General features: G+C 57.8%; 13 protein-coding genes and 1 pseudogene. 3 read left to right on the top strand and 11 right to left on the bottom strand.

All coding sequences use genetic code 11. From position 1 onward, the window contains the following. Nucleotides 1-124 precede the first annotated feature (124 nt). From AC3GOJ_RS07620 to AC3GOJ_RS07580, 9 genes are all read right to left on the bottom strand, one after another. Nucleotides 125-928, bottom strand: coding sequence for a peptidylprolyl isomerase (locus tag AC3GOJ_RS07620; RefSeq protein WP_488236866.1), 804 nt, complete (start codon nucleotides 926-928; stop codon nucleotides 125-127). 130 nt (nucleotides 929-1,058) lie between these two features. Further along, on the bottom strand, nucleotides 1,059-1,361 hold the full coding sequence (locus AC3GOJ_RS07615; RefSeq protein ID WP_488236865.1) for a YciI family protein: 303 nt from the start codon (nucleotides 1,359-1,361) through the stop codon (nucleotides 1,059-1,061). 2 nt (nucleotides 1,362-1,363) lie between these two features. Beyond that, a complete protein-coding gene (locus tag AC3GOJ_RS07610) occupies nucleotides 1,364-1,900 on the bottom strand; it encodes a septation protein A (protein ID WP_488236864.1) in 537 nt (178 codons plus the stop codon). Between the two features lie 7 nt (nucleotides 1,901-1,907). Then, nucleotides 1,908-2,570, bottom strand: coding sequence for a dethiobiotin synthase (gene bioD, locus AC3GOJ_RS07605; protein ID WP_488236863.1), 663 nt, complete (start codon nucleotides 2,568-2,570; stop codon nucleotides 1,908-1,910). After that, nucleotides 2,567-3,361 (bottom strand): methyltransferase domain-containing protein, encoded by a 795-nt coding sequence (locus AC3GOJ_RS07600; protein ID WP_488236862.1) that lies wholly within the window; start codon nucleotides 3,359-3,361, stop codon nucleotides 2,567-2,569. Before AC3GOJ_RS07600 ends, bioD begins: the two co-directional genes overlap by 4 nt. Continuing rightward, nucleotides 3,358-4,110 carry an alpha/beta fold hydrolase gene (locus AC3GOJ_RS07595; RefSeq protein WP_488236861.1) on the bottom strand — a complete coding sequence of 251 codons (753 nt, stop codon included), beginning with the start codon at nucleotides 4,108-4,110 and terminating at the stop codon, nucleotides 3,358-3,360. Before AC3GOJ_RS07595 ends, AC3GOJ_RS07600 begins: the two co-directional genes overlap by 4 nt. Beyond that, a complete protein-coding gene (bioF, locus tag AC3GOJ_RS07590) occupies nucleotides 4,107-5,279 on the bottom strand; it encodes an 8-amino-7-oxononanoate synthase (protein WP_488236860.1) in 1,173 nt (390 codons plus the stop codon). Before bioF ends, AC3GOJ_RS07595 begins: the two co-directional genes overlap by 4 nt. Next, a complete protein-coding gene (gene bioA, locus AC3GOJ_RS07585) occupies nucleotides 5,276-6,607 on the bottom strand; it encodes an adenosylmethionine--8-amino-7-oxononanoate transaminase (RefSeq protein WP_488236859.1) in 1,332 nt (443 codons plus the stop codon). Before bioA ends, bioF begins: the two co-directional genes overlap by 4 nt. 1 nt (nucleotide 6,608) lies before the next feature. Then, a complete protein-coding gene (locus AC3GOJ_RS07580; RefSeq protein ID WP_488236858.1) occupies nucleotides 6,609-7,805 on the bottom strand; it encodes a DUF2863 family protein in 1,197 nt (398 codons plus the stop codon). Between the two features lie 123 nt (nucleotides 7,806-7,928). Here AC3GOJ_RS07580 and yaaA point away from each other — a divergent pair, with 123 nt between their 5' ends. Beyond that, a complete protein-coding gene (yaaA, locus tag AC3GOJ_RS07575; protein WP_488236857.1) occupies nucleotides 7,929-8,708 on the top strand; it encodes a peroxide stress protein YaaA in 780 nt (259 codons plus the stop codon). Here the strand turns inward: yaaA and AC3GOJ_RS07570 are convergent. Then, a complete protein-coding gene (locus AC3GOJ_RS07570) occupies nucleotides 8,682-9,179 on the bottom strand; it encodes a putative toxin-antitoxin system toxin component, PIN family (protein WP_488236856.1) in 498 nt (165 codons plus the stop codon). The two genes, yaaA and AC3GOJ_RS07570, sit on opposite strands and share 27 nt — an antisense overlap. On the opposite strand from AC3GOJ_RS07570, the gene AC3GOJ_RS07565 reads away from it, so the two are divergent. Continuing rightward, nucleotides 9,160-9,516, top strand: a complete 357-nt coding sequence (locus AC3GOJ_RS07565) for a YkgJ family cysteine cluster protein (protein ID WP_488236855.1) — start codon at nucleotides 9,160-9,162, stop codon at nucleotides 9,514-9,516. The two genes, AC3GOJ_RS07570 and AC3GOJ_RS07565, sit on opposite strands and share 20 nt — an antisense overlap. Nucleotides 9,517-9,543: 27 nt before the next feature. On the opposite strand, the gene tal is transcribed toward AC3GOJ_RS07565, so the two are convergent. Further along, a complete protein-coding gene (gene tal / locus AC3GOJ_RS07560; protein ID WP_488236854.1) occupies nucleotides 9,544-10,647 on the bottom strand; it encodes a transaldolase in 1,104 nt (367 codons plus the stop codon). Nucleotides 10,648-10,831: 184 nt separating this feature from the next. Between tal and AC3GOJ_RS07555 the strand changes: the two are divergent. After that, nucleotides 10,832-12,736 (top strand): annotated as a pseudogene (locus AC3GOJ_RS07555) (propionate--CoA ligase); the annotation flags it as partial. Nucleotides 12,737-12,793: the final 57 nt, after the last annotated feature.

The following is a 12,793-nucleotide window of genomic DNA, read 5'->3' as shown; positions in this document are numbered from 1 at the left end:
ATAAATCCCCGGCAGAATTTGCAAGATTTCGATACGAAATTATCTCATTTCTTGCAGTTTCTGACACCGGTTTTAACAGGCAACACCGCTCTGCATAAGGCTTTCAGGGGTTGTTCAGGGTGGACTACTGAATCTTGGCGCTCTGGCGTTGCTTGGCGATTTGTTGCTGGAACTCTTGTTCCTGAATTGCTTGAGCCAGTTGGCCCTTCACCTGGTCAAATGGTGGTGGGGTCAGTGGGCGACGATCTTCAACCAGAATGACGTGCCAGCCAAAATCAGTTTTGACCGGTTCAGTGGTGTACTTACCTTTGCCAACCTTCACCATGGCATCGCCAAAGGGTTTGACGAAATTGGTGGGTGAGGCCCAGCCCAGATCTCCGCCGTTGTCTTTCGAACCGGGGTCGATCGAGTTCTTCTTGGCGAGGCTGTCGAAGCTGTCGCCCGAGTTGAGCTTGCTGATCACGTCTTTCGCCTGAGCTTCACTCGAGACCAGAATATGGCGAGTCTTAAATTCTTCCTTCCCCAGACCCGCATTGATCTGATTGTATGCCTGCTTCAGTTGCTCATCCGATACCGGGTGCTTCTGGGCAAAGTCGGCCATGTAGGCGCGAATCATCACATTCTGTTCGGCCAGCTTCATGGCAGCCTGGACATCGGCCTTGTTGCCCATGCCGGCTTTTTTGGCATCCTGCAGAATCAGTTCGCGCTGAATCAGTTCTTCGCGGACGGCGTTACGCAGTTCCGGGGTGTCTTTCGCGCCCTGGCCGACACGCTCGGCGACCAGCAGGTTGGCCAGCGATTGCGGAATGGCGGTACCGTTGACGGTGGCAACAGCCGCCGGTGCAGCGATGGCCGGACTAACCGACAGGATGGCGGCAGCGGCAAGGGTGGAAACCAGGGTGGTCGTGCGCAAAGCTTTGAAAGTCATGTTCTATTCCAGTGTGTCAGAACGCATTGCCCCCACGGGCAACGCCAGTTCGATCAATTATCAGCATAAAGGCTGGCCATCTTCTTGGCTAGTCTTTTTGTGCATTTCTGATCGGTGGTGTCGATCAGCGTCAGGCGGGTAGCACTTTCTTGAATGGCCGAACCACCACATTGCCGTAGACGCCGGCTGCCACGTAAGGATCGGCATCGGCCCAGGCTTTGGCATCGGCCAGGCTGGCAAATTCAGCAACGATGGCACTGCCGGTGAAACCCGCGGGGCCGGGGTCCGGCGAATCGACAGCCGGGAACGGGCCGGCCAGTACCAGACGGCCTTCAGCCTGTAGTGTCTGCAGACGTGCGACGTGTTCCGGGCGCACAGCTAGGCGCTTTTCCAGCGAGTTCGGCGTATCTTCGCCAACGATCAGATAAAGCATGCTTAGTTTCCTTCCTTGGGGAGATGTCTGGACATATAGACGCCTTGTGCCAGTACGAAGAGCAGCATGAGCCCCATGCCGCCGAAGAGTTTGAAGCTGACCCAGGTGTCCGTATCAAACTGATAGGCCACCACCAGGTTGAGTGTGCCCATGGCACTGAAAAAGAGGATCCAGGCGATATTCAAACGTTGCCAGAGCGCATTCGGCAGCTCAATTTGCTGACCCATCATGGCTTTGACCAGATTCTTGTTCATGAACTGGTTGGAAACCAGAAAGACCACCGCGAACAGCCAGTACAGAATGGTCGGTTTCCACTTGATGAAGGTTTCATCACGCAGCCAGATGGTGGCACCGCCAAAAACGACAATCAGACCGAGGCTGACCCACTGCATAGGATCCACCTTGCGGGTTTTAAGCCAGGTCCAGCCGATCATGGCTGCTGTGGCGACAATCGCGACGGCGGTGGCCACATAGATATCAGCCAGCTTGAAAGCGGCAAAGAACAGGACGATGGGTAATAGGTCGAAAAGTATTTTCATGTCGGCATTATTGCGGCAGGGAGAGGTGGGAGGCAAGCGCGCTGGCATTGGCCTTCGGATCGTAGGGCAGAATGCCCAGGCAGGGGGCGTTGAGCCGCTGGGTCAGTGTCTGGATGTTTTCTGCAGCCGCTTGAAAGCTGGGGTCGACCCGGTTGCCGATCCATCCGGCAAACTGCAGGCCTTCCTGTGCGATGGCAGCGGCGGTGAGCAGGGCATGATTGAGGCAGCCCAGGCGCAGGCCGATGACGAGAATGACCGGGATATCCAGCTGACGGATCAGGTCCGGTTGGGTCAGCGTCTCTGAAAGCGGCGCATAGAGGCCGCCAACGCCTTCAACCAGCAGCAGGTCAGTACGTTCACCTGCCAGGTGAAAGGTCTCGATGATCGCCGCGGCCGTGATTTCCACACCGGCATGCCGTGCAGCAATATGGGGTGAGAGTGGTTCTCTCAATAACCAGGGATTTACCGTGCGTTCGGGCAACGCCACATTGGCGGCCTGCATGAGGCGCACCACATCGTCGTTACGGCCATCGGCATCAATACCGGCTGCCACCGGTTTGAGCGCAGCGGCGCGCAAGCCCTGGGTATCGGCGGCCGCGAGCAGGGCGCAGGTAGCATGGGTTTTGCCGATTTCCGTATCGGTGCCGGTGATGAAATACGCCGGAGTCATGAAGCGCAAGCCTTTTTGTGTGCGTCGATGATCAGGATGTTATAACTGAGGGGCAAACCCTTCGGGGTACGCAGGGCTTCAAAAGCGTCGAGCAATGCAGCACGCATAGCGCGGGTGAGCGGTGCCATGTTGCCACCTGGCAGATGATTGGCACCCACACCGCGAATGGAATGGCGTAGGGAACGGAAATCCGTATGCCAGGTGGTGATGGTTTCTTGTTGGACTGCGCGAATAGTCAGACCTGCCTGATGGAATACAGCTTCCAGATCCTGTGGCATCACGAATGGCAGGATGTGTGCCTGTGCCGGCAGACCAACCTGCTGCAGACAGGTTGCCAACTCGTGAAACGTGCCTGAGGTCAGCGTCGCGACTGTGAGTTGCCCGTCGGGGCGAAGCACACGGCAGACTTCCTGTGCCGCCGGGAGCAGCTTGCACCACTGCCAGGCCAGACTGGAGACGTAATAATCGATCGAAGCATCCGCCAATGGCAGCTGCTGAATATCGGCTTGCAGGCTTTGTGGTTGCATGGGCGGTGGGAGTTGCCGCAGCATGTGCTCGGCAAAATCCAGTCCGACGACGAGTGCATTCGGATAATGGGATTGCAACTGCCGGGTACAGTAACCGGTACCGCAGCCGGCATCCAGTAGATGGCTGGCAAAATCGCTGGGCAGATGTTGGTGTACTTGTGCGATCACGCCGTCAGCAACCGTCTGTTGCAGTGTCGCGGTAGCGGCATAGGAGGCGGCTGCGCGATTGAAGCTCTGGCGTACAGCGTTGTGAGTTCGGTTCATTGCGAGGCCTGCCAGAAGGTCTGCAAGTGTTGCGCCAGCACGGTAGCGTGCGTCTGGGGCAATGCGTGGCTGGCATCTGGTAGGACATGCAGTATGGCCGCCATCGATGATTGCAGGGCGATGGCCGCATCCAGCGGAATCACCGCATCGGCTTCACCATGGATCAGTTGTAGCGGAACGGCAAAGGCTTCCATCGTGAGGTCGCGCAGATCCAGGCTGCCAAGCAGGGAAAGGCCATGCTGCAGTCTTGTGGTATCGGTCTCGGCTGCTGCGTGTAGTGTGTCGGCCAGGGCACGATTTTTAGCAGCCTCACTGTCGCCATGACGGATGAGCATGGAAAAACGCTTGAGTAGCGCGGCAGGGTTATCGGCCAGCCGTTGTGAGAAATCGTCAAGCAGGGATGCCGGTTGCGCAGCCGGCCAATCAGTTTTCTGGATGAAGCACGGGGTGCTGGCAATCAGCGTCAGCGAGGCAACCCGTGCCGGAAATTGTCGGGCGTAGGCGAGCGCGATTTCGCCACCCAGCGACCAGCCGGCCAGATGCACGCGTTCAGGCAGACTGGCGGCTAACTGATCCAGATCCACTGCCAGTTGGCCTGTAAACGGCAGGGCTGGTGCGAGCACTGGCGGTGCATCGCCGAGTGCGGTCATCAGCGGTCGCCAGACCTGGGGCGTAAAACCCCAGCCATGCAGCAGTACCGGTGGCAGGCTTGCGGACGGCGGGTGAGTGGACGACGCTACGCGGGTCATGCCTGGGTGGCACCAATCGCTGTGATCAGACCGTCAATCTGATCCGGCGTGTGTGCTGCGGACAGCGAAACTCTGAGGCGGGCGGCACCGACCGGTACTGTCGGTGGTCGGATGGCGGGCACCCAGTAGCCCTGTTTCAGAAGGTGTTCCGAGATGCGCAGCGTTTCAGCGTTATCGCCAATCACCAGCGCCTGGATGCCCGTGCGGGAGGGTAGCAGCGCGTAGGGTAATTGCAGCGCGGCGATGCCGTCACGGAAACGGCGGATGTGTTCCTGAAGACGGGTGCGCAGATCGTCGCCGTGGAGGATGCGCTCCAGTGAGGCCAGAAGGGCCCCGGCGATCATCGGGCTGGGGCCCGTGGTGTAGATATAACTGCGGGCGCGCTGAATAAGCCACTCGACCAGGTCCCGGCTGCCGGCGACGAAAGCACCGGAAACGCCGGCCGCTTTGCCCAAGGTGCCGATCATGATCAGGTTCGGATGGGGGGGTAAGCCGGCATCGGCAATGCTGCCTCGGCCGTTGGGTCCGAGTACACCGAGTCCGTGGGCATCATCCACGACCAGCCAAGCGTCGTATTGTACGGCCAGATCAAGCAGCGCCTGCAGGGGGGCTTCGTCGCCATCCATACTGAAGACGCTGTCGGTGACGATGAGCCGAGCGGCACCTTCGGCGACAGGCGTATTCGCCAGCTTCTGTGCCAGGTCGTGGGTATTGGCATGCCGGTATCGTACATGCTGTGCCCGTGACAGCAGGGCCCCATCGATCAGCGAGGCATGGTTGACGCGGTCGGCAAAGATCACGTCATGCCGATCCGCCAGTGCGGTGAGTACACCCAGGTTCGCCAGAAAGCCGGCAGGAAAGAACACGGCGGCATCGCGTTGGGCAAAGGCAGCGCACGCGGCTTCCAGCGCAGCAAAAATCCCGAGTCGGCCACTGACCAGTTGTGAGGCGCCAGCACCGACGCCCCATTGGTCTATGGCCGCTTTGGCGGCGTGTTTGAGGGCATCCTCATTGGCCAGGCCCAGGTAATCGTTACTGGCAAAGGCCACCAGCGACCGGCCCTGCAACTGCATGAGTGGGCCGCATGCGTTATCGGGTGTTTTACGTTCGCGTTTGAGCGACTCTAATTCAAGTTTGGCAAGTGCTGCGGCAATGTCCTCGGGTCTCATGGTGCACCCAGTGTGGCGTTGAGGGCGGCCAGCATCTGTTGCGCCAGCCATGCCGCGTCTTGTTCCGTGATGACGTACGGTGGCATCAGGTAGATCGTGTTGCCGATCGGGCGCAGCAGTACACCCCGTGCCATGGCTTCGCTGAAGTAGCGGCGGCTGAAGTCCGGTTGATCGGTCTGCACATCCATGGCCCAGATCATGCCGGTGTTGCGGAAGTGACGAACCATCGGGTGGGTGGCCAGCGGCTGTAGTTGGGCCGTGATGAGGGCGCTGAGCTGGCGGTTGTTTTCCAGAACGTTCTGGCTGTCGAAGAGATCCAGCGTCGCCAGGGCTGCGCGGCAAGCCAGCGGGTTGCCCGTGTAGGAATGCGAGTGCAGAAAACCGCGACGGGTTTCGTCATCCCAGAAAGCCTGATAAATGGCATCGGTGCTGAGCACCACCGAGAGTGGTAGATAGCCGCCGGTAATGCCTTTGGACAGGCAGAGCAGATCCGGACGGATACCGGCTTGCTCGTGCGCGAAGAAGCTGCCCGTGCGACCGAAGCCAACGGCAATTTCGTCGCAGATCAGATGCGCCTGGTAGGTGTCGCACAGCGCGCGTACCCGTTTGAGGTATTGCGGGTGATACATGGCCATACCGGTGGCGCACTGGATGAGTGGTTCCAGAATGATGGCGGCGATGTGGCCGTTGCGGGCGATAAAGAGCTGTTCCAGCGCATCTGCAGCGCGGTTTGCCACATTCTCAGCCGTCTCGCCGGACTGGGCCAGACGTGCATCAGGCGCGGGGGCCAGATGCACATGCTCGCTGCGGATCAGCGGTGCATAGGCCTCACGGAAGAGCGCGATGTCGGTCACCGACAGCGCGCCGATTGTTTCGCCGTGGTAGCTGCCTTGCAGACAGATGAATTCCCGTTTGTCTTTAAGCCCCTGATTCTGCCAGGTGTGCATCGACATCTTGAGGGCAATTTCCGTGGCACTGGCACCATCAGAGGCAAAGAAGGCATGGCCGAGAGCGCCATCTGTTCTGGCAGACAGGCGTTCGGCCAGTTCGACGGCCGGACGGTGGGTAAAGCCGGCTAGCATCACATGTTCGAGCTGACTGAGCTGATCCGTGATGGCCGCGTTGATCTGCGGGTGGCCATGGCCAAACAGATTGACCCACCAGGAGCTAATTGCATCGAGATAACGCTTGCCTTCAAAGTCTTCCAGCCAGACACCCTGGGCACGGGCCACCGGCACCAGCGGCAGCGCCGGATGGTGCTTCATCTGTGTGCAGGGGTGCCAGACGGCTGTCAGGCTTCGCTGCAGCCAATCGTCATTACGCGTCATGTCAGTGTAGGGTGCTCGGCTGGGCGGCCACGGTTTCCGGCATTTCCAGGTGCGCCAGCTCGCCGTCGGCGTTGGCATACATTGGGGAACCGCAGTCATCGCAATACTCCATCGGGAAGCGATGCTCGTGACTCACGATATCTGTCACACCCAGTTGGCGTAACACCTGTTCGATTTCGGCGGCCATATCGACCTGTTCGTCTTCGACGCCGAGCAGCGGCCAGACCACGCCATGATAAAGCGTGTCTTCATTACGTGGGCCAATGCCGATGCGGAATTCTTCGAGGCGCTGCGCGTGGAATGGCCCGATGACGGCCCGTTGTTTTTCCGGGGAAAGATTGATGGCTTCTGCCAGAAAGCGGACACAGGCTTCAACCGAATGCGGACGGGATTCCCGGTCGGCGGCCATACAGGCGGCATGGAAGGCGTCGGGCAGCAGAATCTGTAACCGGCAGCCGGCTAGCAGCGGCTCCAGCGTTTTCATGGCCAGGGCCGACCAGGCTGCAGCAATTTCGCTGCGTTCGTTGAACTGGATGGTGCTATTGGCCGCACGCGGCTCTTGCCAGCGAAAAATCGCTTCGCCACGCGGTACCGAGATGACGGCAATCAGATAGCGGGTGTCGGAGAGAAAACGGTTAGTCTCTTCACTGGCCTGGGCATGCAGCGCAGCCGGTTTGCCCGAGACCAGGGAATCCGCCAGATGACGTGTGAGCTGGGCCAGCTGGGTAAATTCTCGTGGAATCTGATCCGGGCCGGCCAGCATGCCGAGCAGGGCCACATGGGCGTGCCGGGTCAGTACGGTGGCTTTGAGTGCTTCGATCAATGCTTGCTGATCTTTGGTGTTGAGTATGGGCGCCGGAATGGTGTAGCGGGACCAGGCCAGTAGCGGGCAGGCAATGAGCAGGACATCATGCGGTTGACCATTGATTGGCATGACCGTCGACTCCACCGCCGATTCAATGGTGTCCATCAGCGCATCGTGCGCCAGGGCTTCGCTTTCCGACAGGCGGTTCAGTACGGTATTGAGCGATTCATCGTCGCCATTGGCCAGCAGTTGTTCGACCAGTGTCTGTAGGCGGCTGTGCCAGTGGGTTCGCTCGACCCGGCTGCCTGCCTGGGCAAGCCCGGTGGCCAACCAGTTGAGTTGGGCCATTTCACGGGACAAACGGGGGCGCGAGCCGTAGGGAGGTCTTTTCATCCGCCTATTTTAGCAAGCCTGAACGGGACTGTACGGGCCAGGGTCGGATGCTTACAGGGTGAATACGTATGGCTCCTAGGTTTGATGCCATAATTTCTCCCATCTGATGACTGGAAGCTGCTCATGCTGTTTGTACTTTCGCCCGCCAAATCCCTGGATTTTGAATCGGCACCTCCGGGTGTGCCCCATACCCAGCCCCGTTTTCTGGATAAATCGGCGCCGTTGATCGATATTTTGCGGAAACAGTCGCCTGCCCAGATTGCGGAGCTGATGTCGCTGAGCGATAAGCTTTCTGTGCTCAACGTGACGCGTTACGCTGATTGGTCGCCCAAGCATGAACAACCAGAGGCAAAGCAGGCCATTCTGGCTTTTAACGGGGATGTCTATGAAGGGCTGGATGCACCTTCTCTAAATAAGAAGCAGCTAAGCTACGTGCAGGATCATGTGCGTGTGCTGTCAGGACTTTATGGGGTGTTGCGTCCACTGGATCTGATGCGCCCCTATCGGTTGGAGATGGGCACCAAGCTGGCAAACCCTGCGGGTAAAGATCTTTATGCCTGGTGGCGCGAAAGCAATACAGCAACGGTGGTGGCTGATCTCAAGGCGGCCGGTGGCCCGCTGATCAACACGGCCTCTGATGAGTATTTCAAATCAGTGGATCGTAAAGCCGTTGAAAAAGCGGGGGTGCCCGTGATTGATTGTGTGTTTGAAGACTTCAAGGACGGTAAGTTCAAGATCATCAGTTTTTATGCCAAGCGTGCACGGGGTTTGTTTGTACGCGCTGCTGCCGAAGGCGCCTGGAAAACCCCTGCAGATCTGCAAAAATTCGATGCAGAGGGTTACGGTTTTGTACCGGCCGCCTCGACTGACACTAAATTAGTTTTCCGTCGGCGTGTTGCCTGAACCATTGTTGCCAAACAAATGAATCAGGGCAGCATCGGGCGGCAGGATGGCAAAGGCACAGGGGCGTTGACGCGCCCGCGCCAGCTTCAATACCAGATTATCCCGGCTGATCAGCAGATCGGCTTTGGCGTATTGCGCCAGCTCCAGAAACATCTGGTCATCCGGATCCCGGCATTTGGGCAGCGGCGGCAGACCGGCATCGCTCGGTGCTACCGCTACAATCGTCAGATGAGTCCGGTAGCGTTGAACAAGATTGTTTCGGCCGGCGTCATCGAGGCGAAACTGGGGGTACCCCGTGACCCTTTCCAGTTCGGCCAACGTGCGGTCGTTGGCCAGGCAGATCACCTGGTCATGGTGAATCGCTTGAGCCAACGCGGCCAATGGCGGTGCCTGAAAATGAAACAGATCCATCACCACATTGGTGTCCAGTACCAATCGGGGGCGGGACGCTATGACTGAACCGGCTGCCACGTCAGGGCTTTCTGTGTGCGAACGTTGTGGCGCTTGCTGTGCCGCGTATCGGGTCGACTTTCATCCCGCCGAACTGGCCAAGACTGCGCAGAGCACGGGTGTTCCTGCTGAGATGGCTATCGTGCTTACGCCCAAGCTGATGCGGATGAAAGGTACCGATGAAGCATCCCCGCGTTGCGTGGCTTTGACCGGAGAAATTGGCCAGCGGGTGGGCTGCACTATTTACGCGGATAGGCCATCCCCTTGCCACGAGTTTAATCCCTGGGCTGCGCTGGGTATTGTGGATGATGCCTGCAATCGTGCGCGGCAGCGCCACGGCTTGCCGCCGATTTTGTAAAGTCTGGCGCGAAGCTAAACGCAAGGTTTAAACCAGCGTCAGCAAATCGGCATAGGCTTTTTCGAACTGGGCTAGGCCAGCCGTTTGCAGTTCTTGTCCAACTTGTTCCAGATCGATGCCTAGGCCCTGAATGGCAATGAGCTGTTCCTGCGCTGCGGCAACATCCAGATCCAGAGACTGAGTGGCAATGCCGTGGTCGCGAAAAGCGACAAGCGTGGCATCAGGCACGGTGTTGACCGTATGCGGGCCAATGAGTGCTTCTACGTAGAGGGTATCCCGATAGGCCGGGTTCTTGACGGAGGTTGAGGCCCAGAGCAGCCACTGGGGTTTGGCGCCGAGCGCCTGTAAATCAGCCTGTGCGCCAGACTGGGTTTCTAACCATTGCGCGTAGGCTGTTTTACAGAGGGCGATGGCTGTTTTGCCTTGCAGGCTTTCTGGCAGTTTCGAATCAAGCGTGTTGTCCGTGCGGCTGACAAAGAAACTGGCTACCGAGGCCACATCCCCGATGCGTTCTGGTGTGCCTTGTTGCTGACAATGGGCGACCCAGCGGCGTAAGCCAGCTTCGTGTGCGGCCTGAACAGCCTCTAGCTGCTCCAGTGAAAAAATCAGCGTTACGTTGACGTTAATGCCCTGGGCGATCACTTCGGTGATGGCCTCGCAACCAGCTGATGTAGCCGGGATTTTGATCATGGCATTGGGGCGATTGATCGTTTCCCACAAACGTACTGCGGCAGCCGTTGTGCCGGCTGCATCATGAGCAAGGGTAGGGGATACCTCGAAACTGACATAGCCCTGTTCGCCACCGGTTTTCTGCCAGAGCGGCAAAAATAGGTCGCACGCGGCCTGAATATCCGGCAAAACAACGAATTCGAAACGGATTTCCGGGTTAGTTTCATTGGCACGCGCGGCGGTAATGGCCGGTTGATAGGCAGCATCTTTGCTCAGCGCCTGATGAAAGATGGCCGGGTTAGAGGTGAGGCCAGCCACTGCATCGTTATTAATCCAGTTAGCCAGTGTGCCGCTTTCAATCAATTGGCGGGATAGCGTGTCAAGCCAGATTTGCTGGCCAAGTTGTGCAACCGCAGCAATGCGGCTCTGGGAAATGGGGGCTTGATGCGTTGATTGGGTCATGGCAGTCTAATGGTCAGCTTGGTGTAAGGGTACAGGCGTAATTATGGCGTCTGATCTGAAAAACCATCGCCAGTTGTCTTTGGCGGTGACGAACAGCCTGACACCATTCAGGATGCGATAGGAAGTTTTTATCATAAAAACAGATGCAGTCGTTACTGCATCATGACAAGTAAGCCAGAGGAGGCTAGTCACTATGGGCAAGTATCAGGATTTCCATAAGCGTTCCATCGAAAACCGCGACGATTTCTGGGCCGAGCAGGCACAGTTGGTCGAGTGGAAGGAACCCTTTACCCAAGTTTGTGATTTTTCGCGCCCGCCATTTGTTAAATGGTTCGTGAACGGCAAGACCAACCTCTGCTACAACGCAGTGGATCGCCATGCAGCCGAGCGCCCTAATGATCGCGCACTGATCTACATCTCGACTGAAACTAACGAAGAGCGTTTATATACTTGGGCCGAACTACAGCGCGAAGTAGAGCGTATGGCCGCCATTCTGCAGAGCCAGGATGTAAAAGAAGGTGACCGTGTTCTGATTTACATGCCGATGATTCCGGAAGCTATTTTCGCCATGCTGGCGACGGTGCGCATCGGTGCCATTCACTCGGTCGTGTTCGGCGGTTTTGCCGCTGGTTCGCTAGCGACTCGTATTGATGATGCTAAGCCAAAGGTCATGGTCACGGCCGATGCTGGCATGCGTAACGGTAAGCCGGTGCCGTACAAGCACCTGGTGGACGAATCGTTGAGCCTGGCCGAGTTCCCACCCGCTAAGGTCATTATCGTTGACCGTGGCCTAGATAAAGGCTTCCCACGTGTTGATGGCCGTGATGTGGATTACGCAACGCTGCGTGCCCAGCATATGGATGCTCAGGTTCCTTGTGTCTGGGTTGAGTCATCGCATCCATCGTACATTCTGTATACCTCGGGTACCACCGGCAAGCCGAAAGGCGTGCAGCGTGATACCGGTGGCTATCTGGTGGCGCTGGCTGCTTCCATGAAGCACATTTACCAGGGTGGCAAGGGTGAAACCTTCTTCTCGACCTCGGACATCGGCTGGGTCGTGGGTCACTCGTACATCGTCTACGGCCCGCTGATTGGCGGTATGGCGACGGTGGTATACGAAGGTACGCCGCTGCGTCCAGATCCAGCCATCTGGTGGGAAATTGTTGAAAAATACAAAGTCAACGTGATGTTCTCGGCACCTACGGCGGCTCGTGTTCTGAAGAAGCAGGATCCTGCTTACATGAAGAAGCACGACCTCTCCAGCCTGAAGCACATCTACATGGCCGGTGAACCGCTGGATGAACCAACGCACGAATGGTTCATGTCAGAACTGAACAAGCCGGTCATTGATAACTACTGGCAGACTGAAACCGGTTGGCCAATGATTTCGGCCGTACCGGGTGTTGAAAAGACCCCGATCAAATACGGTTCGCCGTCGTTCCCAGTCTATGGCTATGACCTGCGTATCTTCCGTGAAGATGGTACTGAGTGTGGTCCGAACGAGAAGGGTATTGCGGCTGTTGTGCCACCGATGCCACCAGGCTGTCTGTCGACGGTGTGGGGTCAGGACGAGCGCTTCGTCAGCACCTACTTCAGCCTCTTCAAAGAGCCGCTGGTCTACTCGTCGTATGACTGGGCGATTAAAGACGAAAACGGCTACTTCACCATCCTGGGTCGTACCGATGACGTGATCAACGTTGCCGGCCACCGTCTGGGCACCCGCGAAATCGAAGAAGCAGTCCAGAACCATAAGGCCATTGCCGAAGTGGCTGTGGTGGGTGTCGAAGACAAGCTCAAGGGTCAGGTACCGATCGCCTTTGCCGTGGTTAAGGATGCGGGCGTGGTCGATACCCCTGAAAAAGTTAAGGCCATGGAGAAGGAAGTCATGGGCACTGTGGATGGCATTCTGGGTGCCATCGCACGCCCAGGCCGCGTCTACTTCGTGACGGCACTGCCAAAGACCCGTTCGGGCAAGATGCTGCGTCGTTCGCTACAAGCGCTGGCCGAAGGCCGCGATCCAGGCGATCTGACCACCATCGATGATCCGTCGACCATCGAAAACATTAAGAAGATGGTTTCGGCTGGCTAATCAGTCGTCGCTGCAAATAAAACGGCCTGTCTGCGGACAGGCCGTTTGCATTTTAGA

This window comes from Fluviibacter sp., assembly GCF_057744235.1.
Note: the sequence above shows the minus strand (reverse complement) of the source record. Positions and strands in the feature narration are given on the sequence as shown.